Here is a 23,868-nt window from a genome sequence, read left to right as displayed (position 1 = left end):
CCGGACACCCTTCGAAGCGCACCCTTCCGCGCTCGAAGAGGAGTCCACCGTGAACGCCGCCCCCCTTGCCCCGCACGCGCCGCACGCACCGCACGCACCGCACGCACCGACCGGGATCGCGGCCGCCGCCACCGACCTGTCGAAGGTCTACGGCAGCGGCGACACCCGCGTCGTCGCCCTGGACCGCGTGAGCGTCTCCTTCCGCGAGGGCGAGTTCACCGCGATCATGGGTCCCTCCGGCTGCGGCAAGTCCACCCTGATGCACTGCGCCGCCGGGCTCGACTCGTTCAGCTCCGGCTCCGTCCGCATCGGCACCACCGAACTGGGCACGCTGAACGACCAACAGCTCACCCAGCTGCGCCGAGACCGGATCGGCTTCATCTTCCAGGCGTTCAACCTGCTGCCGACGCTGACCGCGGGGGAGAACATCACGCTGCCGCTGACCATCGCAGGCCGCCGGCCCGACCGGCAGTGGCTGGACCACGTGGTCTCCAAGATCGGCCTCTCCGATCGCCTCGGCCACCGCCCCGGACAGCTGTCCGGCGGGCAGCAGCAGCGCGTCGCGGTGGCCCGGGCCCTGGTCTCCCGCCCCGCGGTCATCTTCGGCGACGAGCCCACCGGCAACCTCGACTCCCGCGCCGGGGCCGAGGTCCTCGGCTTCCTGCGCGACTCGGTGCGCGAGCTGGGCCAGACCGTCGTCATGGTCACCCACGACCCCGTCGCCGCCGCCTACGCCGACCGCGTGGTCTTCCTCTCCGACGGCCGCCTGGTCGACGAGATGACGCGGCCCAGCGCAGACCGGGTCCTGGACCGGATGAAGGCGTTCGACGCCCGCTCGCGCACGAGCTGACCCGCTCTCGCACCGGCACCAGCACCAGCACCAGCACCGGCACCGGCACCGAACCAGCCACCCGCTCGCCCGCTCGCATCCGCCGAGCCCGCCCCCCAGGATCCACACCCCATGTTCCGTACCGCCCTGCGCAACGTTCTCGCGCACAAGGCCCGCCTGCTGATGACCGTGTTCGCGGTCATGCTCGGGGTCACCTTCGTCACCGGCAGCCTCGTCTACGGCGACAGCATGAAGCGGGCCGCCGTCGACCGGGCGAGCGCCGGCTACGACCGCATCTCCCTCAACGTCGCGCCGAGCACCCTCCCCGGCGCCCCGCCGGCCACCCTCGACGCCCGCACCGCGGCCACCCTGGCCGAGGTCCCCGGGGTCGCCGCCGTCGCGGGCCGCGTCAGCGGATTCGCCGCCGTCGCCGACCACGAGGGCCGGCCGCTCGGCAACGGCGAGTTCCGCAAGGGCGGCAACTACGCCCCGGACCAGCGGGCAACGGACCCCGCCTACCGGTTCACCAAGGGGTCCGGCCCGACCGGCGACCACACGGTCGCCCTCGACGAGACCACCGCCGCCAAGGGCGGCTACCGCGTCGGTGACACCGTGCGCGTGGGCACGGGCACGGGCGCCGACTCGTACACACTCAGCGGCGTCTTCCGCACCGACGGGTCCAAGCTCACCCCCGGCGGCAGCCTGACGCTCTTCGGCGACACCCTCGCCCAGCGGCTGTTCCTCCAGCCCGGCCGGTACACGAACATCGAGATCACGGCCGCACCCGGCACCGACGTGATCCAGCTCCTGCACCGCGTCGAACCGGTGCTGCCCAAGGACAGCAGCGCGATCACCGGTGCCCAGCTCGCCCGGCTCCAGGCGAACCTCGCCTCCGGCAGCAGCGACACCATGAGCCAGATCATGCTGGGCTTCGCGGCGGTCGCCCTGTTCGTAGCCGCCTTCCTCATCTCCAACACCTTCACCATGCTGGTCTCCCGGCGCACCCGGGAGCTGGCCCTGATGCGGGCCGTCGGCGCCTCGCGGGGGCAGGTGCGCCGCATCCTGCTGACCGAATCCGTCCTCGTCGGCGTGATCGCCTCCGTGGCCGGCATCATGGCCGGCACCGGGGTCGCCTCCCTGCTCCAGGCGGTCTTCGCCCCCGCCGACAGCCCGGCCGCCCCGCTGGTCCTCCTCCCGGCCACCGTGATCATCGCGCTGGTGGTCGGCACCGCGCTCCCCGTGATCGCCGCATGGGTTCCGATCCGCCGGGTCATGGCCATCCCGCCCGTCGCCGCGCTCAGCGCGGCCGAGCCGGCGGCGCCCGCGCGGGCCGGCTCCCTGCGCACCGGCGTCAGCACCGCGCTGGTGCTCACCGGCGCCGCCGCCGTGATGTACGGAGCCCTCACGACGGGCCGCGACGCCCGGACGGTCATCGGCCTCGGCGCGGCCCTCACCCTGGCCGGGGCGATCGGCCTCATCCCGCTCCTGTCCCGGCCGTTCGTCGCCCTGCTCCGGCCGCTGCTCATCCGTCTGAACCCGGTGCACGGCGACCTCGCCGCCCGCAACACCGTGCGCGACCCCCGTCGTACGGGCGCCACCGCCGCGGCGCTCGCCATTGCCCTCACGCTCGCCTCCGGCCTGTCCGTCCTCGGGGCCTCCGCCACCCAGTACCTCGACGGCGCGACCACCCGCGACTTCACCGCCGACTACCTGGTGAAGGCCGCCCCGGGCGGCCAGCGGATGACCCCGGCCACCGCCGAGCCCCTCAAGAAGCTGCCGGACGCCGCCTACAGCCCGCTCGACCAGTCCACCGGATACCAGCTCGCCGGCGTCTCCTCCGTCCTGACCGGCGTCGACCCCGCCACCATCGGCCGCCTCCTGCGCTACGAGGTGATCGAGGGCTCCCTCGACAGCCTCGCCGAGGGCCGGATCGCCGTGGCCGACTTCAAGGCCAGGACCAACGGCTGGAAGGTCGGTCAGCGCCTTCCTCTCAAGCGGCAGGACGAGCGGGGCGAGGTCGTGATCGGCGCCGTCTACCGGGCGGACGAGCAGAGCAATCTGCTGCCCAGCATCACCGCACCCGACTCCCTGGTCGCCCGCTACGACTCCGCGCCGGCCACCGACTCGATCGTCGTCGCCACCAAGGGCGGACCCGGCCGGGCCGCGCGGGCGAGCGTCATCAAGGCGCTCGGCGACAACCCCGCCCTGTCCGTCCTCGACCGGGACGGCATCCGGGCCGAGGACACCAGCGGCATCGGCGACCAGCTGAACGTCTTCTACGCCCTGCTCAGCATGGCCCTGGTGATCGCCGCGCTGGGCATCGCCAACACCCTCGCGATGTCCGTACTCGAACGTCGCAAGGAGATCGGCACGCTCCGCGCCATCGGCCTGGACCGCGCCGGAGTGACCCGGATGATCCGCATGGAGGCCCTGCTCGTCGGAGCCCTCGGCGCGGTCGTCGGTACGGTCATGGGCGTCTTCATGGGCTGGGCGCTGGGCCGCACCCTCCAGGAGAACGTCGTGGGGTACGCCCTGGTCATCCCCTGGGGACGGCTCGCCCTCGGGGTGCTGCTCGCCCTCGCCGGCGCGCTGCTCGCCTCCCTCTGGCCGGCACACAGGGCCGCCCGCGTGGACATCCCCGCGGCGACGGCGGCGCAGTGACCGCTCGTCCGGGCAAGGGGAGGACACGAGCGACATGACCCGGATGGGTCAGCGCGGGGGCGCGCCGGAGGGGCCGCCCACAGGATGGTGACATGCCGACAAACGCCCTCCGGGTCGCCGCTGCCGCCGTCACCGCCGCCGCGCTGCTCGCCACCAGTGCCTGTTCCGACGGCGGAGGCGAGGAGAAGAGGGGCAAGGACGGCGCCGCGCAGGGGGCCAAGAAGCTCAAGTGGGGGGAATGCTCCGCCCCCACCGCGGCCGAGGGCGGCGGGCAGGTGCCCGGCAAGGACTGGCAGTGCGCCGTCCTCGAGGTACCCCTCGACTACGCCGAGCCCGGGGGCGAGACGATCGAGCTCGCGCTGATCCGGGCCAAGGCCCGCGACAAGGACCAGCGGATCGGATCGCTCGTCTTCAACTTCGGCGGCCCCGGCGGCTCCGGCATCAGCACCCTGCCCGGCGCGGCGAGCGAGTACGCGGCCCTGCGCGATCGGTACGACCTGGTCAGCTTCGATCCGCGCGGCGTCGGCCGCAGCGCGCCCGTGAAGTGCGAGGACGACCGGCAGCTGGACGCGTACTACGCCTCCGACTCCACCCCCGCGACCCCGCAGGAGGAGAAGGCCTTCCTCGCCAACATCGAGGAGTACCAGAACACCTGCGAGAAGAACTCCGGGAAGGTGCTGCCGTACGTGGGCACGGACAACGCCGCCCGCGACCTGGACCGGATCCGCCAGGCCCTCGGCGACGAGAAGCTGCACTACTTCGGCATCTCCTACGGCACCGAGCTCGGCGGGGTCTACGCCCACCTCTTCCCCAAGAACGTCGGCCGGGCCGTCTTCGACGCCGTCGTCGACCCGACCAAGACCTCCGAGGAGGGGGCGCTCGGCCAGGCCAAGGGCTTCCAGCTCGCGCTCGGCAACTTCGCCCAGGACTGCGTGAACCGCGGCGACGCCTGCCGCCTCCAGGGCAGCACCGCCAAGGAGATCGAGGCGAACGTCATCAAGCTCCAGAAGGCCTTGGCGGCCAAGCCCATCACCGGCATCGGCGACCGGCAGCTCACCGAGAGCTCCGCCACCAACGGCATCGCCCAGGCCCTGTACTCCAAGGAGCTGTGGCCGCTGCTGGAACAGGGTCTCGACGAGGCCGAGGGCGGCCAGGGGCAGCTGCTCCTGGCCCTGTCGGACGCGCTCAACGGGCGCGACCAGCAGGGCCGGTACAGCAACATCGGTGCCGCGAACACGGCGATCAACTGCGCGGACTCCAAAGAGCGTTACACCCTGGCGCAGACGAAGGCGAAGCTGCCGGACTTCCGCGCCGCCTCGCCCGTCTTCGGGGACTTCCTCGGCTGGGCCATGATGAGCTGCACCGACTGGCCCGTCGCGGGCGCCTGGAACACCCCGGACGTGTCCGCCCCGGGATCGGCGCCGATCCTGGTGATCGGCAACACCGGCGACCCGGCGACCCCGTACGAGGGTGCGCGCAAGATGGTGGAGCGGCTCGGCCCCGGCATCGGCGTGGAGCTCACCTACAAGGGCGAGGGGCACGGTGCGTACAACAGCGGCGACACGTGCGTGCAGCAGGCGGTGAACTCCTACCTGCTGGACGGGAAGGTGCCGCCCGGCAACACCGTCTGCACCGCCGCCTAGGGACGACGAAGGGGCCGTACCCCGCAACGGGATACGGCCCCTTCGGTGAGCGCTTAGTAGACCGGCTTATCGGGCTCGATCTGGTGGACCCAGCCGATGACGCCGCCGCCGACGTGCACCGCGTCCGCGAAGCCCGCGGACTTCAGGACCGCGAGGACTTCCGCACTGCGGACACCCGTCTTGCAGTGCAAGACGATGCGCTTGTCCTGCGGCAGGTCCTGCAGGGCGGTGCCCATCAGGAACTCGCCCTTGGGGATCAGCTTCGCGCCGGGGATCGAGACGATCTCGTACTCGTTGATCTCGCGGACGTCGATGATCTCGATCGGCTCGTCGTTGTCGATCCACTCCTTGAGCTGCTTGGGAGTGATCGTGGAGCCGAGCGCGGCCTCCTGGGCCTCCTCCGACACGACGCCGCAGAAGGCCTCGTAGTCGATGAGCTCGGTGACGGTCGCGTTCGGACCGCAGACCGCGCAGTCGGGGTCCTTGCGGACCTTGACCTGGCGGTACTGCATCTCCAGGGCGTCGTAGATCATCAGGCGGCCGACCAGCGCCTCGCCGACACCCGTGAGGACCTTGATGGCCTCGGTGACCTGGATGGACCCGATGGACGCGCAGAGCACGCCCAGCACGCCGCCCTCGGCGCAGCTCGGGACCATTCCCGGCGGGGGCGGCTCCGGGTAGAGGCAGCGGTAGCACGGGCCGTGCTCGGACCAGAAGACCGAGGCCTGGCCGTCGAAGCGGTAGATCGAACCCCACACGTACGGCTTGTTCAGCAGCACGCAGGCGTCGTTCACGAGGTAGCGCGTGGCGAAGTTGTCCGTGCCGTCGACGATGAGGTCGTACTGGCTGAAGATCTCCATCACGTTCTCGGCTTCGAGCCGCTCTTCGTGAAGGACCACGTTGACGTACGGGTTGATGCCCAGCACGCTGTCGCGGGCCGACTCGGCCTTGGAACGGCCGATGTCCGCCTGGCTGTGGATGATCTGGCGCTGCAGGTTCGACTCGTCGACCTCGTCGAACTCCACGATGCCCAGCGTGCCGACGCCGGCCGCGGCCAGGTACATGAGGGCGGGCGAGCCGAGGCCGCCCGCGCCCACGGCCAGCACCTTGGCGTTCTTCAGGCGCTTCTGGCCGTCCATCCCCACGTCGGGGATGATCAGGTGGCGGGAGTACCGACGGACCTCGTCAACGGTGAGCTCAGCAGCTGGCTCTACCAGGGGTGGCAGCGACACGGGGACTCCGTAGATGATTAAGTCTTAACGGTGGTTCTTCCCGTAACACTGCCACGCCCTCCTTCATTCCGAGACACCCGGTCCGATCCGCGAGACGATTTCGTCCCAGTACCCGGGCATCGACGCCCAGGGGTCCCGGTCGGCGGCCCCTCGCCGGTCGGTGAACCAGATGGTGCCCGCGCCCTGCCAGCGGGCGATCCGGACCGCCTCCTCCAGGTGCGTGCGCGGCACCCCGTGGACGAGGTGGCAGAACCGCTCCGGCGGATGGTCCGCCGTCCACTCCGCCACCTGCGACCAGCGGTAGTCGGCCCAGGTCCCGGAGAAGGTGACCAGTTGATCGGCGCTCTCCACGTAGCCCTCGTACGGGTGGGTGCCGTGTCCGAGGACGATCCGCAGGCCGTCCCCGAGCCCCCGCAGGGTGTCCGTGACCCGCCGCACGGAGGACAGTTCCGCCTTTCCGGCCGGGGCGTCCGCGAGGTAGAAGCCGCCGACCCCGTACCAGTCCCGGAAGCGGTGGGCGTCGGAGACGAGCTCCCCGAAGGACCGTTCCCCGTCTCGCATCGCGAGATGGCCGAGGACCACGCCTCCCGCGCCGCGGAGCTTCGCGGCGGCCTCCGTGCAGTGCGGGTCGGGCCGGCCGCCCGGCCCGTCCGCGACGTTGAGGACGGCCCAGTGCAGCGGCGTCCCGGGCCGGGTCAGCTCCGCCCACTCCACCGGGGCCAGCAGCGGGTGCGCGTAGCCGGGGACGCCGAGGCCCACGCGGCCCGTCTCGGTGGCCGCCCCGGCCGCCGGAGTCGTCAGATGCGGCACGCCGCCTCCATCCAGATGTCGGCGAGGGACTCCTCCAGGTTGATCCGGGGCCGCCAGCCGAGCCGGTCGCGGGCGGTACGGACATCCGCCTGCTGCCAGGCTCCGCAGCCGTCCGGGTAGGGGTACGGGGGCTGCGCCGCCGCCGCGGCCAGCTGCTCGGCCGTGGCCTCGGAGCGCGGGGAGCCGATGGCGGCGAGCCCCTGCGGCCGGCCCGGATGGCCGTGCGCCCCCGGATGCTGACCGTGCTGCGGTACGTCGAGCTCGTGCAGCGAGCCTCCGTAGCCGGCGACCCGCGCCAGCACGGCGGCGGCGTCGCGCAGCCGGACCGCGCGCCCGGTGCCGATGTTGACGACGCCCTGGGCCGCCGACAGCGAGGCGGCGTGCACCGCCCGCGCCACGTCCCGCACGTCGACGAAGTCGCGCTGGACGCCGAGCCCGCTGAGCTTGAGCTCGCCGTCCCCGGATTGCATCGCGCGCCGCATGGCCTCGGCGAGCCGGCCGAGCGGGGACCCGGCCGGGGTACCGGGTCCGACGGGCGAGAAGACCCGTAGGACGACGGCGTCCAGCCCGGAGCCCAGCACGAGCTCGGTGGCGGCCAGTTTGCTGACTCCGTACGGCCCGCCAGGTCTGGGCACGGCGTCCTCGGCCGTCGACGACCCGGGCTGGCTGGGCCCGTACTCGGCGGCGCAGCCGAGCTGGACGAGCCGGGCGCCGCAGCCGCTGCGGCGCAGCGACTCGCAGATGGTGGCGACGGCGACGGTGTTGTGCCGGGTGAGTTCCCGGGCACCGCCGCGGGTTGCGCCCGCGCAGTTGATGACGACGCCGGGGTGGACGGCGTCGAGGAACCGGGTGAGGGCGCCGGGACTGCCGGTGGCGAGGTCGAAGCGGACGTCGGCGTCGTCGCCGCGGCCGAGCGCGGTGAGCTGGACCGCGGGGTCGGCGAGCAGGCGGTCCGCGACGTAGCGTCCGAGGTAACCGTTGGCTCCGATCAGCAGCACCCTCATCGCGCGGCCCCTTGGTTGGTTGGCTGGCCGGTCATGTCCTGTTTCTCCTAGCTGGTGGGTCGGTACGGGGGTACGGGTACTTCGGTGTCGGCTTCCGGAGGGCCCGGGCGGCTCAGGGCCGCGCGTGCGCGGAGGCCCGCGAGAGTGCGAGGACGGCGGGTACGAGGAGTCCCGCGGCGGCGGCGAACGGCGCCGCCGGGATCGGGAGCAGGGCGAGGCCGAGGGCCAGTGCCGCGGCGAGTGCCCCGCGCGGGGCGCCGTGGCCGAGCAGCAGCCGGGTCAGGAACAGCAGCACTGCGAGCGGTACGGCCACCGGCATCGGTGCCCCGGCCAGCGCGGCCGCCCCCGTGGCGGCGGCGGTGAACAGCGCGAGCGTGCCGAAGAGCAGCGGCCGCACCCCGTCGGCGAAGTCCTCCAGGGCCCGGCTCCCGGCGAGCCGCCGCCGGGCGCGGGCCGCGAAGACGGCGCCGGCCAGGTGCGCGGGGGCGACGGCCGCGGCCAGGGCGAGGCCGAGCGGGGTCCCGTGCCGGTGGACGGCCCAGCCGAGGGCTGCCGCGGCGAGCAGGTACACCGGGGCGGGGAAGCGGCCCCCGGCGGCGCGGCCCGGCCACCCGAGGGCGGCCACGGTGGCGAGCACCGCGACGGCCCCGGCCCAGGGCACCCCGGCGGCGGCGGCCGCGAGGGCGAGGGCCGCGGGCAGCAGCGCGTAGCCGAAGCCCCGTACCGCCTTGGGGCCGACCGGGATCCCGGTGTGCGGGGCGGGCGGGGTCTGCGCGCGGGGGGTCCGGGCGTAGAGCTCCTCCGCGAGGGAGAAGACGTCCCGGTGCCGGAACCGGGCGGCGGTGCGGTCGGTGATGCCGTGCGCCTCCAGTCCGGCGGCGATCTCCAGCGGATCCACAGCTCGCTCGCAGAGCTCCCGGTGGCGGTGGAGCAGCGCTTTGACGGGATCCACGCCGGCCCGGCGGCGCGGCGCCGGGCCGGCGGGAACGGCTTCGTCCAGGGGCGGGGAAGTCATACGGCGGCCTCCGAACTCGCGACGGGTCCGGCGCCCGGGACCGGGGCCGACGCGGCGGCCGCCGGCGTCGGGAGCGCGGCCCATGTGGGGGTGGCCCAGTGACCGGGGACCCTGGCCTCCGGCGGCTGCGCGAACGGCACGCCTGCGTCGGCCGCGTCGGGCCGGGCGGGGCCGCGGGCGAGCAGCCACAGGTAGGACTCCTGGAAGGCGGTGACGTTCTGCTCGACCGTGAAGAGCTCCAGGGCCCGCGCCCGGGCGGCCGCCCCGAGCCGCTGGGCCCGCTCGGGGTCCCTCAGCAGCGCGACGCAGGCTTCGGCGAGCGCGCGCGGATTGCGCGGCGGCACCACGAGTCCGGTCCCGCCGATCACCTCGCAGACGGCGCCGACGTCGGTGGACACGGTGGCCCGGCCGCAGAACATGGCCTCGGCCAGGGCGATGGGGAAGCCTTCGATGACGGAGGAGAGCACCACCACCCGCCCGGCGCCGTACGCGTCGGCCGGGGAGGGGGCCTCGGGTCCGCCGATCTCCTCGAAGGTGACCGGGCTCTCGCCGACCGCGTGGGCGTCGGCCGCCTCGTCCGGGAAGAGCTGCGCGGCCAGCGAGCGGCAGTCCGCGAGGTACTGGACGGCCGCCGCCCCCGCGGCAACGGCCGTCGAGAAGATCCGCAGCCGGGTGCGCGGAGCGACCTTGCGCACCTCGGCGAAGGCGTGGAGCAGGGCGATCAGGTCCTTGGCGGGCTCTATCCGGCCCACCCACACGAGCGTGTCGGGGTCCCCGGAGGCCGGGTCCTCGCCGACGGCGGCGAATCGGTCCGCCTCCATCCCGGGGTAGACCGTGCGCAGCCGCTCGCGCGACGCCCCGCAGCGCTCCTGCCAGCGCCGGGCGTGGGCGTTGCCGGGGGTGAGCAGGTCGGCCTGGGTGTAGATCTCGCCGGCCAGCCGGGTGTGGAACGCGGCGAGCAGGGCCCGTACGGCCGGCCGCTCGTCCTGCGAGGAGTGCTCCAGGTAGTGGGCCCGGAGCTGGACGCCGTACTCGGTGACGAGGAGCGGCACTCCGAAGAAGCGTTTGGCCAGCAGCCCGGGCAGCGCCGCCACCCCGCCGGCCGCGGCGTGGCAGACGTCGACCTCGCGCAGGCCCTCGTACCAGTCCAGGGACAACGGCCGCAGCAGTCGCTCCAGTTCGTCCACGAACTCCAGCAGGTCCGCCACCTGCGCCCGCTGTACCGTCCTGCTCGCGCCCGGGGCCCGGCAGGCGGACTCCACCGCCCGCACGGCCGTCTCGGAACGCAGTGCCGCGCACAACCCCCCCTGTTCCCAGGCGAGTTCGGCAAGCCCGTACAGTCCGTCCGCGAACCGTCCGGCGTCGGCCCCGCAGATCCCCCGGACCAGTTCGGTGAAGGCGGCGGCGAAGCGGCGGCGCTCGCGGCGCCCGTAGCTGCGCCCGTCGTCGGCCGGCGCCCACAGCGGGGCGGTGCTGACCCGGGTGACGTGGGCGGGCAGCGGCACCCGGCCGCGCCCCTCCTGTTCGGCGCTGCGGCTCAGGGCGTAGAGCTCGAACTCGTGCCGCGGGAGCCCGCGCACGAGCCGGTCACACCACAGCCTGGCCTCTCCCGTCGCATACGGATAACCACCTTCCGTAAGCAGTCCGATCCGCACGAGTGGCACCCCCGATCTCCCGTTGCAGGCGGTCTCCGTCGGTCCGGCGACCCGCCGGATACGAACTCAAGCGGATATGCCGAAGGCGCGACGGACGGTTGTCCGTCGCGCCACCGGAAGGGGTGAAGAGTCGTAACTTTCACGTACGGTTCGCGTTCGAGCACGCTAAGAACTACCTACGGGATGTCCCGCTAATCCCCGGTGGATCAGCGCGCGGCGTCAGATGCGGCGCCCCGCAAGGCGGAGGAGCATCCGCATACTGGGCGTATTCGGGCGTTCCGACAACGCGGCGAGGTGCCATAGCTGTCGTCGTGCGCCCGCCGGGGATTACGGGACAGCCCTTAGGCCCCTGCGAGCACCCTGTTGGGGCGGGGTGCGGCGAGCCGGTGCCGGCCGAGTCGGCGCTCGGCGGCGAGCGCCGGCGACGGTGTGACGGTGCGACATGCGGAGAACGATTGCCGGCCACCGGCCGGCCCGACAACGCGCTTGATCAACTGCCGGGAAACACCCAGGGGTTGGGCTTGCACTCGATTCCGTTGACGTCCAGGGACTTCGTCTGCTGCTGCATGATCGGCGCGAGCGCGCCCGGTGTCCTGCAGTTCACGTGCCCGTGGCCGAGCCGGTGCCCGACCTCGTGGTTGATCAGCATCTGCCGGTAGGCGAACATCTCGTCCGCGCCGTACGTCGCCGAGCCCTGCGCCCAGCGGTACGCGTTGATCATCACGCGGTCGGTCGAAGCGGAGTCGCAGGAGACGTTGTCGATGGTGGTGTCCAGCCCGGACTTCGCGCACCAGACTCCGGTGGTCCCGGGGCTGGCGAGCGTGATCACGAAGTCGGCCTCGCCGCCCGGCACCCGCTCGAAGGTCATCGCGCCGCCGTGCCCCCAGCTGCGGTCGTCGCTCAGGGTGCGGTGGACGGCCTCGGCGAACAGCTGCGGGTCCAGGCCGAGCCCCTGCTCGACATCGACCCGGTAGCGGACCTTCCGGCCCTTGCCGGTGGCCGGCGCCAGCCCGGGCACGGTGTCGAAGGCGCCCGGCCCCTTCAGCTTCTCGTCGATCGGGAGCCGCTGCGCCATCTTCTGCTCGTACGAGAGCTCCGGCGCGGCCTGGACGGCCCCGGAGACCTGTGGCGTCGGGCGGCCCTCGGAGCGGGAGGCGGCGGAGTTCCCCTGGGCGGAGTGGCTGTTGGCGTCGTCGGAGGCGCGCGCGGCGGTCGTGCCGCGGTCGTCCTCGGAGGCCACCTGGCCCGCGACGACGACGGCGAGCACGGTGGTGACGGCCGCGGCGGCCATGCCGGTGTAGGTGCGGACCTTCACGCCCCGGCCGGAGCCGGAGCCGGAGCACGGCTCCGGGGCGGCGGGGGCGACCGGCTTGCGGGGCCCGGGGATCCGGCGGTGCGAGCCGGTCGAGGTGAGCGCGTCCTCGGGGACGCGGACCCGGCGGTGGGACCCCGTCGAGGTGACGGGGTCGGCCGGGGCGAAGGCCTCGCCGTGGCCGGGCACCGTGATCCGGCGGTGCGAACCGGTGGCGGTGCGGGCGTCCTCCGGCACGGAGACCCGGCTCTGCGGACCAGTGGCCGTGCGGGCGTCCTCGGGCACGGTGATCCGGCGGTGCGCGCCCGTGGCGGTGACCGGCGAGTCCAGGGTGACCTGCGGGAAGCCGACCGCGGGGGTGCCGAAGGCCGGGGTGTCGCTCTCGCGCGCCGGCCACGCGGTGTGCGCGCCGGCCGGCGCGGGCCCGCCGCGCGGCGCCCCGCGCCAGTCCCCGTACACGGCACCGGGAACGGCCGCCGACCCGGTCGCGGGGCTGGGCCGCATGCCCGCGCCCCAGCCGCCGCCGGGCTCGTACTGCTGCGGATGGCCGCCGCGCGCGCCGGCCATCGGCTCGGGCCGGGGCGCGGGCACGTATCCCTGGTGGGTGACGGTGGGTTCGGCCCACGTGCGGGCACCGGCGGCCGGGGCGGAAGCGGGGGCCGTCCGCGCGTCCGGTTCCGGATGGCCGGGGCCTGGAGCCGTCGGTGCCGGCTCCTTGCGACTATGTCGTCCCACGGTCCTCAGCCCTTGCCGTCCTCGTCGGTATCCGCATCCACATCCGGGACCGGCTCGGTGTCGCGCACGTCGCCCGCGTCCTCCAGCAGCTCCCGGAAGGCGGCCGCGACCACCTCGGGGTACTCCATCATCGCCACGTGCCCGGCCTCGGGCAGGCACACCAGCCGCGAGTCCCGGAAGGCCGCGGCGGCCTTGCGCGCCATACGGTACGAGACGAGCTGGTCCCGGCCACCGTAGACCAGGAGCGTCGGGGCCAGGACCCGCTGCGCCTGGCGCCACAGCCCGTGCTGGCCGCCGAGGGTGTACGCGTCGACGATGCCGCGCGAGGAGCGGGTCATGGCGTCCCAGAAGTACGGAAGCGCGAGCCGGCGCTCCATCTCCTCGACGGCCGCCGCGAACGCCTCTGACGTCACCCGTGAGGGGTCTCCGTAACAGAGGCCCGTCACCCCCCGGGTGCGCTGCTCGGCGCTCATGCCGCGGGTGAGGCGGTCGAGGATCCCGGCCATGCCGGGTACGGCGAGCAGCGCGGTGGGCACCGCCGTCTTCTGTACGCGCAGCTCGGGCAGGGCCGGGGACACCAGCGTCAGCGTGCGCACCAGGTCGGGCCGGACGGCCGCGACCCGCGTGCAGACGGCTCCGCCGAGGGAGTTCCCGACCAGGTGTACCGGCCCGCGCCCGGCGGCGTCGAGGTGGCGGATGACGGAGCGCGCGAGCCCGGTGACGGAGTAGTCGCGGTCGGCGGGCGGCGGGGACCAGCCGAATCCGGGCAGGTCCAGGGCCTCGCCGTCGACGGAGGCGGCGAGCCGGGCCATGAGGGCGGACCAGTTCTGCGAGGACCCGCCGAGCCCGTGTACGAATAGCGCGGGCGGCAGGCCGGCACGGACCGGCGGGCGGGCCCGTACGTGCATTTCCAGCCCGGGCAGCCGGTCGGTGCGCAGCCGCTCTCCCTCGGCCACCCGCACGGCTCCCACCTGGGAAGACGACGCGGCGGTGGACCGTACACCCGGCAGCTCGGTCGAAGACATGGGGCAATGTTACGAGACGATCACGCCCCGCCTCCTGTGTTCGCGGTCACAGATGCTTACCGGGCCGCCTAGCGGGGTATCCGCGATCCTCCTAGGCTCATAGGTGTGGAAAGGGGAGTCCCATGACCGTCGACCCTGCGGAACCGGAAACCTTCCAGGCAGAGCTGCGGGAGTCCCTCGACCCGGAGGCGCCCGAGGCGGACGCGGCGGAGCAGAACGCGGAGTTGAACCCGCGCGAGGACGACCCGCTGACCGAGGTGGACATCGACGAAGCCGCCGACGGGGACGCCGTGGAGCAGGCCCGGGTGGTGGCCCTGGACGAGGACGACTACCGCTGAACCGCCACGGAGCCGCCGCCGGGCCAGCGCTGACCAGCATCTCCGGCGGGTAACCGGCGGTCCGTACCGCGAGAAAACTCGGCTTGAACCCTCCAGATTCGGTTACCGAAAAGTACGATGGCGGCGCGGCGCAAGGCGCACTGTGTTCTAGAGAAAGTGGGAGGCGGCGTGACAGCCATCGAGCAGACCGAGGCAGCGCGTCCGCGGGGCACGCGACTTCCGCGCCGGGCCCGGCGCAACCAGCTCCTGGGCGCGGCCCAGGAGGTGTTCGTCGCGCAGGGGTACCACGCCGCGGCGATGGACGACATCGCCGAACGCGCCGGGGTCAGCAAGCCGGTGCTCTACCAGCACTTCCCGGGGAAGCTCGACCTCTACCTGGCGCTGCTGGACCAGCACTGCGAGGCCCTGCTGCTCGCCGTGCGCACCGCGCTGGCGTCGACGAACGACAACAAGATGCGCGTCGCCGCGACCATGGACGCGTACTTCGCCTACGTCGAGGACGAGGGCGGCGCCTTCCGGCTGGTCTTCGAGTCGGACCTGACGAACGAGCCGGCCGTGCGCGAGCGCGTCGACCGCGTCTCGCTGCAGTGCGCCGAGGCCATCTCCGACGTCATCGCCGAGGACACGGGCCTGTCGAAGGACGAGTCGATGCTGCTGGCCGTGGGCCTGGGCGGGGTCTCGCAGGTCGTGGCCCGGTACTGGCTCTCCAGCGAGAGCCCGGTCGCACGCGACACCGCGGTGGGACTGCTGACCTCCCTGGCATGGCGCGGAATCGCCGGTTTCCCGCTGCACCCGACGGACGTCTGAACGGACGTCCGAGCCGGGCTGACCGGCAGCTGTTCGCTGCGAGCGTTTCCGCCGCGCGGCGGACACCTCGCCTCTCCGGGCTAATGTGGACCGGGTAACGGCGCGGCTGATCGCGCGAACCGGACCGTCGGAGGGACAAGGCCGTGGAGGTCAAGATCGGCGTGCAGCACGCACCCCGGGAGATCGTGCTCGAGAGCGACCTGAGTGCCGAGGAGCTGGAGACCATCGTCGCCGCCGCCCTGTCCGGCTCGGCGCCGCTGCTGAGCCTCACGGACATCAAGGGCCGCAAGGTCCTGGTGCCGTCCGACCGCCTGTCGTACGTCGACCTGGGCGAGCCCAACGTGCGCAAGGTCGGTTTCGGAGCGCTCTGAGCAGCGCACCGCAGATCGTCGGGAACGGCCCGGTGGATGACTCCACCGGGCCGTTTCCGTGTCCTCCGCTTCGGGTAGGACCGCAGTGAGACACCACCCCCGTACGCCCCCGTCACTCTGGGAGGAACCCCCATGCTGCTGATCGAGGCGCTCGGCTCCGCTCTCCTGGGCCTCGCCCTGTCCGGGGCGGCCGTCCGAGTGTTCGCCCGGCGGCTGCCCGACGCGCGGACGGTGCTGGTGAGCGGGGTGTCCGGCGCGCTCTTCGGGGCCTATCTGACGCACACCTCGCTGGGCCCCGGGCACAACACCCTGCTCGCGACGTTCATCGGCGGCGTACTGGTCTCCGCGGTGGTCCTGTCGCTGCTGCTGCGGCCCGCCCAGCGCACCGGGAGGCCGTCCCCCCGGACTCCGTTTTCGGTTCCGACGAGGGGCTGACCGGCCCCACTGACAGACGCACGACGGACATACGCCGGCCCCTGCGCGAAAGATCCCGCGCAGGGGCCGGCGTATGTGCGGGCAGGGGTGCTTACGCCGCGAGGCCCAGGGCCGCCATGCGCTTGGTGTGCGCCTTGGTGATCCGGGCGAACATCTCGCCGACGGCCGCGAGGTCGAAGCCGGCCGCCATGCCGTCGACGCCGCCGACCAGCATGGTGGAGAGCGCGTCGCGCTCGGCGACCACGCGCTGCGCCTGCGACAGCGCCTCGCCCATGAGCCGGCGGGCCCACAGCGCGAGCCGGCCGCCACAGCGCGGGTCGGCCTCGATCGCGGCGCGCACCTTCTCGACGGCGAAGCCACCGTGGCCCGTGTCGTCGAGCACGCTCACGACGAGCCCGCGGGTGTCCGTGTCCAGGTGGGTGGCGACCTCGCGGTAGAAGTCACTGGCGATCGAGTCGCCGACGTACGCCTTGACCAGGCCTTCCAGCCAGTCCGAGGGCGCGGTCTGGCGGTGGAAGTCGTCGACGCCCTTCGCGAAGGGCTCCATCGCGGCGGTGGGGTCGGCATCGATCGCGGCGAGGCGGTCGCGCAGCCGCTCGAAGTGGTGGAATTCGGCGGAGGCCATCTTCGCGAGCTCGGCCTTGTCGCCGAGCGTGGGCGCGAGTTTCGCGTCCTCCGCGAGGCGTTCGAAGGCCGCGAGTTCGCCGTACGCGAGCGCCCCGAGGAGGTCCACCACAGCGGCGCGGTACTGCGGCGAGGCGGAGGCCGTGGCCCAGTCCTGGGCGGCGATTCCGGCCGCCTCAGCGGGGGCGCTTTCGTCGGCGGGCGATGCGTTTTCAACGGTCGACATGCTCCGCACAATAGCTCGCCGAAACGGACCGCGAACCACCTGCTCAGTCCACGTAAACGCGCCTACCTGGTGAATTCACCCGACACAGCTGCGAGATTCCGGGGTACAGTGGTAATGCGCCTGCCGAACACTCGGCGGGCCATCCGAATGAGGATGCCCGGTCGGTGGCCCGATCGGCTCCACCCGACCGCCCTCGGCGAGATGCGTACGTTCATACGCACCGCGTCCCGCGAGGGGCCCCCTCAGCGGCATAAAGCGCCTGAGCGAAGGCTCGTGGTCCCGCGCAGCTTTGCACGGCCCGCCCGAAATCTGGGTGGGCGTAGTACTGCAAGCCCAGCACGGTACGACCCCCTTTCGCCGCCTCGCGCCGCGTCTCACAGAAGAGGCAGCACCCTGACTACGTTCCGAGACCTCGGGATCCTTCCCGAGACGGCCGAAGCCCTTGAGGCCGTCGGCATTGTGTCCCCCTTCCCGATCCAGGAGATGACCCTCCCCGTCGCCCTTTCCGGCACGGACGTCATCGGCCAGGCCAAGACCGGTACCGGCAAGACGCTCGGTTTCGGCCTTCCCCTGCTGGAGCGCGTGACCGTCCCCGCGGACGTCGAGGCCGGCCGGGCCAAGCCCGAGAAGCTGACCGACGCCCCGCAGGCCCTCGTGGTGGTTCCGACCCGCGAGCTCTGCACCCAGGTCACCAACGACCTCCTCACCGCGGGCAAGGTCCGCAACGTCCGCGTCCTCGCCATATACGGCGGCCGCGCTTACGAGCCGCAGGTCGAGGCGCTCAAGAAGGGCGTCGACATCATCGTCGGCACCCCGGGCCGCCTCCTCGACCTGGCCGGGCAGAAGAAGCTCGACCTGTCGCACATCCGCGCCCTGGTCCTGGACGAGGCCGACGAGATGCTCGACCTGGGCTTCCTGCCCGACGTCGAGAGGATCATGAGCTACCTGCCGCCGAAGCGTCAGACCATGCTGTTCTCGGCGACCATGCCGGGCGCGGTCATCGGACTGGCCCGCCGGTACATGACGCAGCCGACGCACATCCGCGCCGTCTCGGAGGACGGCGAGGGCGCGACGGTCGCCAACACCACGCAGCACGTCTTCCGCGCGCACAACATGGACAAGCCGGAGCTCGTCTCCCGCATCCTGCAGGCCGAAGGCCGCGGGCTCGCCATGATCTTCTGCCGCACCAAGCGCACCGCGGCCGACATCGCCGAGCAGCTGGAGAAGCGCGGATTCGCGTCCGGCGCCGTCCACGGCGACCTGGGCCAGGGTGCCCGCGAGCAGGCTCTGCGCGCCTTCCGCAACGGCAAGGTCGACGTGCTGGTCTGCACCGACGTCGCCGCGCGCGGTATCGATGTCGAGGGTGTCACCCACGTCATCAACTACCAGACGCCGGAAGACGAGAAGACCTTCCTGCACCGCGTGGGCCGCACCGGCCGCGCGGGCAAGAAGGGCATCGCCGTCACCCTGGTCGACTGGGACGACATCCCGCGCTGGCAGCTGATCAACAAGGCGCTGGAGCTGGACTTCCACGACCCGGTGGAGACGTACTCCACGTCCCCGCACCTGTACGAGCAGATGAACATCCCGGCCGGCACCAAGGGCATCCTGCCGCGCGCCGAGCGCACGCGGGCCGGCCTGAAGGCCGAGAACCTGGAAGACCTGGGCGAGACCGGCGGCCGCGGTGGCCGTGGCGGCCGCGACGGCGGTCGTGACAGTGGCCGCGACGGCGGTCGCGATGGCGGTCGTGATGGCGGTCGCGATGGCGGTCGTGACAACGGCCGCGACGGCGGCCGCGACGGCGGTCGCGACGGCTGCGGTGCCGCCGCCCCGGCTGCCGAGGAGCGTCCCGCCCGTACGCCGCGCCAGCGCCGCCGTACCCGTGGCGGCTCGGATCAGGGTGCCGAGGTCATGGCCCCGGTGACCGCCCAGATCGCCCCGGTCACCCCCGTCGTCGAGGCTCCCGAGGCCCCGGCCGCCGACGAGGCGCGCAAGCCGCGCCGCCGCCGGACCCGGTCGGCAGCTCCGGCCGCCACCTTCGTCGCCGCGGCCCCGGCTGCCCTGGAACCCCTGGCGCCGTTCGTCGCGGAGCCGGAGACGGACTTCCAGATGGCCCCGCCGGTCGAGCCGGTCCGGGCGCGTCGCACCATTCGGGCCCCGCGCAAGGCAGTGGCCGCTCCGGTCGCCGCCCCCGTGGTCGAGGTCGTCGCCCAGGCCGCCGTGGTCGAGGCCCCGGTGGCCGCGGTCGCCGTCGCCGTCGCCGTCGCCGAGGAGGCTCCGGTCAAGCCCAAGCGCACCCGGACCCGCAAGGCAGCCGTCGCCGCTCCGGTGGCCGACGTGGTCGCCGAGGCCGCCGCTCCGGCCGCCGAGGAGGCTCCGGCGAAGCCGAAGCGCACCCGGACCCGCAAGGTCGCCGCTGTCGCCCCGGAGGCTCCGGCCGCCGAGGCCGCCGCTCCGGCCGCCGAGGAGGCTCCGGTCAAGCCGAAGCGCACCCGGACCCGCAAGGCAGCCGTCGCGGTGGAGACCCCGCAGGCGTAACGCCCTGCCGATGGCCCCGACCCCCTTTCCCGGGGGCCGGGGCCATCGGCGTACCCGGACTCCGTGCGGGGCTGCGCCGGCGGCTGCCCGTACGGCTGTACGGGCCGGTAACCTCGGGCCCATGAGCAAGCCGCCGATCCTGATCCTGCCGCCCTCGGCCCGCGCGTACCGCCTGGCCACCGCCCGCGGCGAGTTCGCCGTGCACGAGGCCGCGCCCGACGGGCCGGTCCGCGGCACGGCCCTGCTGGTCCCCGGCTACACCGGCAGCAAGGAGGACTTCATCGGCCTCCTCGCGCCGCTGGCCGGCGCCGGGTACCGGGTCGTCGCCGTCGACGGGCGCGGCCAGCACGAGAGCGGCGGCCCGCGCACGCAGGCCCCGTACGCCCTGGAGGAGCTGGCGCGCGACGTCCTCGCGCAGACGGCCGCCCTCGGCGCCGGCCCGGTGCACCTGGTCGGGCACTCGCTGGGCGGGCTCATCACCCGGGCGGCCGTGGTCCGCGATCCGGCCCCGTACGCCAGCCTCACGCTGCTGAGCAGCGGCCCGGGCGCGGTCTGCGAGGAGCAGCGGGCCCGTACGAAGCTGCTGGTCTCGGCGCTGGAGTCGATGGGCGGCGACATGCCGGGCATCTGGGCGGCGATGCGCTCCATGGACCCGCGCGACCAGGCTCCCGACTCTCCCGAACTCGCCTTGTTCCTGCGCGAGCGGTGGGTCGGGACGGTCCCGGAGCAGCTGATCACGACCGGCCGGGCCCTGATCGACGAGCCGGACCGGATCGGCGAGCTCGCGGCGGCGGCGCCCGGGCTGGCGAAACTGGTGCTGTCGGGGGCGTCGGACCCGGTGTGGCCGGTGGAGTCCATGGACGACATGGCGCGACGGCTGGGGGCGCGGCGGGTGGTGATCCCGGGGACGGAGCACTCGCCGAACGCCGAGGATCCGGCGGCCACGGCGGCCGCGCTGGCCCGGTTCTGGGGCTCCCCCGCCGGGGCTCCGAGGCCCTCTGACTGACTCCGGTACCGGTTAGTAGTTAGGCAACGAAAAAATTTCCTTAGCGTAGGGAATGTTTGCGGCTTACACTTCGTTAACCCTGTACAAGGAGAAACACTGACGAAGGGAGAAGCCCCATGCGCTTCGAGATTCTGCGCCTGGACGACGTCGACGGAACCGCCGTGGACAGCACCGTCGTGGACGCGGCCTCCGTCAACCGGATCGTGCAGCAGGCCGCGGCCATCGGCCAGCGCATCCTGATCCGACCGGCCGAGACCGCGTCCAACTGACGAACCCGTCCGCCGCCATACACACGAACGCCCCCGCACCGGTCCCGGTGCGGGGGCGTTCGCATGCGCGGCGGGCGCGGGCCCGGGGCGCTACGAGGTGCGGATCACCTGGAGCACGCCGTTGATGATCTGCTGGACGGCGATCGCGGAGAGCATCATGCCGGCCAGCCGGGTCACGAGGACGACGCCGCCGTCCTTGATCACGCGGATGATGACGAGCGAGTACCGCATCACCACCCACAGCACGATGTGCATCGCGACGATCGCGGACCAGACGGAGAGCTGACCGGTGAGTCCGTCGGCCTTCTGTACGGCCAGGATCACCGACACGATCGCGCCGGGCCCGGCGAGCAGCGGCATGCCGAGCGGGACGAGCGCGACGTTCACGTCCTTGGTCTGCTGCGGCTCGTCGGTCTTGCCCGTCAGCAGGTCGAGCGCGATGAGCAGGAGCAGCAGACCGCCCGCGATCATCAGGGCCGGCACGGAGACGTGCAGGTAGTCCAGGATCTGCTGGCCGCAGAGGCCGAAGACGGCGATGACGCCGAAGGCGACGCAGACCGCCTGCCAGGCCATGCGGCGCTGCACCTTGGCGGGGCGGCCGGAGGTCAGCGCGAGGAAGATGGGCGTGATCCCCGGAGGGTCCATAATCACAAAAAGCGTGAGAAAGAGGGATCCGAAGACGGCGAAATCGAGCACAGTGATGCCTTGCAGGAGAGGGGTGTCACGAAAAAGGGGCGGTGTGGGCGAAGCGGCGGCAGCGGTCAGCCGCGCACGCGTCCACCGGCGCCGGGGACCGGGAACGCCCCGGTGGCACGGCGCGTGATCTCGCCGTAGATCTCGGGGTCGGTCGTGTACTCCCCGAGTCGGCAGGTCTTGCGGCTGCCGTGGTAGTCGCTGGACCCGGTGGTCAGCAGTCCGAGGTCGCCGGCCAGACCGCGCAGGCGCACGCGGGTGGTCTCGTCGTGGTCCATGTGCTCGACCTCGATGCCGTCGAGCCCGGCGGCGGCGAGTGCGGCTATCGCGTCCTCGGGGACGCACTGGCCGCGCTTGACGGCTGCCGGGTGCGCGAAGACGGTGACCCCGCCGGCCGCCTTGACCAGGCGGATCGCGTCGAAGGGGTCGAGCTCGTGCTTCTCGGCGTACGCGCGCCCGCCGTCGGCGAGCCAGAGCGGGGTGAAGGCGTCGGACACGGTGGGGACGACGGCGAGCTCGACGAGCGCGGCGGCGATGTGCGGACGCCCGACGGAACCCTCGCCGGCGATCCGGCCCACCTGCTCCCAGGTGATGTCCACGCCGAGGCCGCGCAGCTTGCCGACCATGGCCTGCGCGCGCGGGGTGCGGTCGTCGCGCACGAGCTCCCGCTCGCGGGAGAGCTCCGGCTCCTCGGGATCGAAGAGGTAGGCGAGCATGTGCACCCCGACGCCGTCGAGGCGGCAGCTCAGCTCGGCGCCGGTGACGAGGGTCAGCCCCTCGGGAAGCGCTTCGATCGCCTCGCGGTAGCCGGCGACGGTGTCGTGGTCGGTCAGTGCGACGACGTCGAGCCCGCCGGCGGCCGCGGCCCGCACGAGCTCGGCGGGGGTGTCCGTACCGTCCGAGGCCGTGGAGTGCGCGTGCAGGTCGATGCGCACAGCCGAGCTCCAGGGTGGTTCGTTCGAACGGGGGACACTCCAGGATACCGCTCACATTTCCCGACGCGGGCCTCCACCGGCCCGCCCGCGCCCGGGGTCGACGGACGCAGTCCGCGCGTCAAGCGGAGAGGATGCGGGGGCTCAGGGCCCCGCAGGGCAGCAGCTCGACCTCGGCTCCCGCCTCGCGCAGGTCCGTCAGGACGAGCTCGTCGTACATCAGGAGGCCCGACTGCTCCGGCCAGACGACGGCCCACAGCCACAACCCCCGGGCCTCGCCCGCGAAGACGGCCCGGTCGTCGGGGACTCCGGTGACGTGCCAGAGCGGTGTCGGGCGGCCCGCCGCGACGACCTTGGCGTGCGGTGGGGCGGAGACGTTCATGAAGGGGCCCGGATCGGGGGCGTCGAGGCCCGCGAACCGCGCGCCCAGGCCGACGCCCAGCTCCTCGGCGATCAGCACGAGCTCGCCGATGCCGCCCAGCGGGCCGGGGCCCGAGCAGGCCACGGCGGTGGCCCGGCCGCCGCTGCGGTCGTCACCGGCCGCCGCCACCCCGGTGAACAGCCATCCCACGGGCAGCGGCCACGGCATCCAGACCGGCACCTGCGCCCGGTTCACCACCACGTTCAGGCCTTCGACGCTCGGCGGGATCACGGGCTGCAGGGGATGCACGGTGCCGTGCAGGGCGCACTGCCAGGAGTCGGCGAAGAGGCCGGGCGCCCTGACCCTGCCACCGCACTTCGGGCAACTCGGTTCGCCCCTCATAAGAAGCCACGCTCCTCCCCGCCGCGCGCCCCGTCAAGACGCGATCACCCGTCCGGGCGGCCCGGTGGCCGGACGATCAGTCCAGTGCGACTGCCGTACGCAGAGGGTCCCGCAGATCCGTGCCGCGCGCGAGCCAGCGCTCCTGCAGGGCGGCCGCGCCGTGCACCCGCTTCCACGCCGCCTCGTTCGCCGTCATCGGCAGGAGGGGGAAGAAGGAGACCGGGTCCATGGGGTCCGCCAGTTCGACGTCCTCCACCAGCCCGCCCGGCTCCGCCACCAGCACGGAGGTGAACGGCGCCCCGTCCCAGAGGGGTTCCCCCACGTCGAGCGAGGCCCCGGGGGCCACGATGAGCCCCTCCACCTGCGGGGCGGCCGCGAGCACCGCCAGTGGCCGCAGCAGCTTGTCGGTGGGCGCGAGGCCGCCCCGGACGGTCAGCACGAGCTCGGCGCGCGGGCCCCGTACCGGATCGGCGACCACCGCCGTCGGGTCGGTCATCGGGTGGGCGGACATGCCGAGGGTCGCGTACCGCACGAGGTCGCCCTCGGTGAAGCGCAGGACCTCGATGCGGTCGGTGCCCAGGAAGGTGACGGCGGCGCGGGCGTCGGGCTCGCCGAGCGCACCACGCAGCCGGGCTTCCACAAGGGCCAGAATTTCTGCCATGGAACGAGCATAGAACTCGTATCAGCCGGGTAAAGGGCGGGTCTTGACCATCCGTCGGCTGATATCGTTGACCGTTGGTCGGGGACGCTCTCAGAAGAGAAGTTTCAGTGCCCCGGCGACAGGACGTCCCCCACGGGGGACCGGCCGGAGGAGGTGGGGCTGCGGTGGATCGAAGTCGATCGTGCAGTACCAATCGCTCTTCCACTTCCCTGACGGGCGCCTCGCGCCCCCTTTGATCCGCACGCTCGGATCAGTCGAAGAGCGACGGCAGAACTTTGTCCTCC

Annotated in this window: 21 protein-coding genes and 1 pseudogene; 10 read left to right on the top strand and 12 right to left on the bottom strand. The window is 73.0% G+C overall.

Annotation, left to right across the window (positions count from 1 at the left end; genetic code table 11):
• Window positions 1-49: 49 nt before the first annotated feature.
• From J7F03_RS13620 to J7F03_RS13610, 3 genes are all read left to right on the top strand, one after another.
• Window positions 50-850 carry an ABC transporter ATP-binding protein gene (locus tag J7F03_RS13620; protein ID WP_374104324.1) on the top strand — a complete coding sequence of 267 codons (801 nt, stop codon included), beginning with the start codon at window positions 50-52 and terminating at the stop codon, window positions 848-850.
• Window positions 851-961: 111 nt separating this feature from the next.
• A complete protein-coding gene (locus J7F03_RS13615; protein WP_214949231.1) occupies window positions 962-3,490 on the top strand; it encodes an ABC transporter permease in 2,529 nt (842 codons plus the stop codon).
• Between the two features lie 92 nt (window positions 3,491-3,582).
• Window positions 3,583-5,133: an alpha/beta hydrolase gene (locus J7F03_RS13610; RefSeq protein ID WP_214949230.1), complete on the top strand. Its 1,551-nt coding sequence runs from the start codon at window positions 3,583-3,585 to the stop codon at window positions 5,131-5,133.
• Between the two features lie 53 nt (window positions 5,134-5,186).
• Here J7F03_RS13610 and moeZ read toward each other — a convergent pair whose 3' ends face one another.
• The 7 genes from moeZ to J7F03_RS13575 all read right to left on the bottom strand — a co-directional run bounded on the left by moeZ (window position 5,187) and on the right by J7F03_RS13575 (window position 13,921).
• Window positions 5,187-6,365, bottom strand: coding sequence for an adenylyltransferase/sulfurtransferase MoeZ (moeZ, locus tag J7F03_RS13605; protein WP_214949229.1), 1,179 nt, complete (start codon window positions 6,363-6,365; stop codon window positions 5,187-5,189).
• Window positions 6,366-6,428: 63 nt separating this feature from the next.
• Entirely contained in the window at window positions 6,429-7,175 is a 747-nt protein-coding gene (locus tag J7F03_RS13600) for a spherulation-specific family 4 protein (protein WP_214949227.1), read from the bottom strand.
• Window positions 7,163-8,179, bottom strand: a complete 1,017-nt coding sequence (locus J7F03_RS13595) for an NAD-dependent epimerase/dehydratase family protein (protein WP_214949225.1) — start codon at window positions 8,177-8,179, stop codon at window positions 7,163-7,165. The genes J7F03_RS13600 and J7F03_RS13595 overlap by 13 nt, the downstream gene beginning before the upstream one ends.
• A 112-nt stretch (window positions 8,180-8,291) precedes the next feature.
• A complete protein-coding gene (locus J7F03_RS13590) occupies window positions 8,292-9,194 on the bottom strand; it encodes a hypothetical protein (protein WP_214949223.1) in 903 nt (300 codons plus the stop codon).
• Complete coding sequence (locus J7F03_RS13585) at window positions 9,191-10,849, bottom strand: DUF3492 domain-containing protein (RefSeq protein WP_214949221.1); 1,659 nt, start codon at window positions 10,847-10,849, stop codon at window positions 9,191-9,193. Before J7F03_RS13585 ends, J7F03_RS13590 begins: the two co-directional genes overlap by 4 nt.
• A gap of 490 nt (window positions 10,850-11,339) precedes the next feature.
• Entirely contained in the window at window positions 11,340-12,896 is a 1,557-nt protein-coding gene (locus J7F03_RS13580; protein ID WP_308379463.1) for a DUF3152 domain-containing protein, read from the bottom strand.
• 5 nt (window positions 12,897-12,901) lie between these two features.
• The gene (locus tag J7F03_RS13575; RefSeq protein ID WP_214949219.1) at window positions 12,902-13,921 is read right to left on the bottom strand and encodes an alpha/beta fold hydrolase; all 1,020 of its coding nucleotides are present in this window, start codon (window positions 13,919-13,921) and stop codon (window positions 12,902-12,904) included.
• A gap of 122 nt (window positions 13,922-14,043) precedes the next feature.
• Here J7F03_RS13575 and J7F03_RS13570 point away from each other — a divergent pair, with 122 nt between their 5' ends.
• From J7F03_RS13570 to J7F03_RS13555, 4 genes are all read left to right on the top strand, one after another.
• The gene (locus tag J7F03_RS13570; RefSeq protein WP_214949217.1) at window positions 14,044-14,259 is read left to right on the top strand and encodes a hypothetical protein; all 216 of its coding nucleotides are present in this window, start codon (window positions 14,044-14,046) and stop codon (window positions 14,257-14,259) included.
• A gap of 168 nt (window positions 14,260-14,427) precedes the next feature.
• Window positions 14,428-15,066: a TetR/AcrR family transcriptional regulator gene (locus tag J7F03_RS13565; RefSeq protein WP_214949215.1), complete on the top strand. Its 639-nt coding sequence runs from the start codon at window positions 14,428-14,430 to the stop codon at window positions 15,064-15,066.
• Window positions 15,067-15,209: 143 nt separating this feature from the next.
• On the top strand, window positions 15,210-15,437 hold the full coding sequence (locus J7F03_RS13560) for a DUF3107 domain-containing protein (RefSeq protein ID WP_112448729.1): 228 nt from the start codon (window positions 15,210-15,212) through the stop codon (window positions 15,435-15,437).
• 132 nt (window positions 15,438-15,569) lie between these two features.
• Window positions 15,570-15,872 (top strand): hypothetical protein, encoded by a 303-nt coding sequence (locus J7F03_RS13555; RefSeq protein WP_214949212.1) that lies wholly within the window; start codon window positions 15,570-15,572, stop codon window positions 15,870-15,872.
• A gap of 91 nt (window positions 15,873-15,963) precedes the next feature.
• Here the strand turns inward: J7F03_RS13555 and J7F03_RS13550 are convergent, their stop codons facing one another.
• Window positions 15,964-16,722 (bottom strand): ferritin-like fold-containing protein, encoded by a 759-nt coding sequence (locus J7F03_RS13550; protein WP_214949211.1) that lies wholly within the window; start codon window positions 16,720-16,722, stop codon window positions 15,964-15,966.
• Window positions 16,723-16,869: 147 nt separating this feature from the next.
• Here J7F03_RS13550 and J7F03_RS13545 point away from each other — a divergent pair.
• The 3 genes and pseudogenes from J7F03_RS13545 to J7F03_RS13535 form a co-directional block, all read left to right on the top strand.
• Window positions 16,870-19,248: pseudogene (locus J7F03_RS13545) on the top strand (DEAD/DEAH box helicase); the annotation flags it as partial.
• A gap of 133 nt (window positions 19,249-19,381) precedes the next feature.
• On the top strand, window positions 19,382-20,266 hold the full coding sequence (locus J7F03_RS13540; RefSeq protein ID WP_214949207.1) for an alpha/beta fold hydrolase: 885 nt from the start codon (window positions 19,382-19,384) through the stop codon (window positions 20,264-20,266).
• A 116-nt stretch (window positions 20,267-20,382) separates the two neighbouring features.
• Window positions 20,383-20,535: a hypothetical protein gene (locus J7F03_RS13535; RefSeq protein WP_214949206.1), complete on the top strand. Its 153-nt coding sequence runs from the start codon at window positions 20,383-20,385 to the stop codon at window positions 20,533-20,535.
• Between the two features lie 90 nt (window positions 20,536-20,625).
• Here the strand turns inward: J7F03_RS13535 and J7F03_RS13530 are convergent, their stop codons facing one another.
• From J7F03_RS13530 to J7F03_RS13515, 4 genes are all read right to left on the bottom strand, one after another.
• Window positions 20,626-21,231: a MarC family protein gene (locus tag J7F03_RS13530; RefSeq protein ID WP_214949205.1), complete on the bottom strand. Its 606-nt coding sequence runs from the start codon at window positions 21,229-21,231 to the stop codon at window positions 20,626-20,628.
• A 65-nt stretch (window positions 21,232-21,296) separates the two neighbouring features.
• On the bottom strand, window positions 21,297-22,163 hold the full coding sequence (locus J7F03_RS13525; RefSeq protein WP_214949204.1) for a PHP domain-containing protein: 867 nt from the start codon (window positions 22,161-22,163) through the stop codon (window positions 21,297-21,299).
• A gap of 118 nt (window positions 22,164-22,281) precedes the next feature.
• Entirely contained in the window at window positions 22,282-22,923 is a 642-nt protein-coding gene (locus tag J7F03_RS13520) for a DUF6758 family protein (protein WP_214949203.1), read from the bottom strand.
• A 76-nt stretch (window positions 22,924-22,999) separates the two neighbouring features.
• Window positions 23,000-23,584, bottom strand: a complete 585-nt coding sequence (locus tag J7F03_RS13515) for a suppressor of fused domain protein (protein WP_214949201.1) — start codon at window positions 23,582-23,584, stop codon at window positions 23,000-23,002.
• Window positions 23,585-23,868 lie beyond the last annotated feature (284 nt).

Source organism: Streptomyces sp. ISL-43 (genome assembly GCF_018614195.1).
In the GTDB taxonomy this organism is placed as follows: domain Bacteria; phylum Actinomycetota; class Actinomycetes; order Streptomycetales; family Streptomycetaceae; genus Streptomyces.
This window is presented reverse-complemented; position numbering and strand designations above follow the sequence as displayed.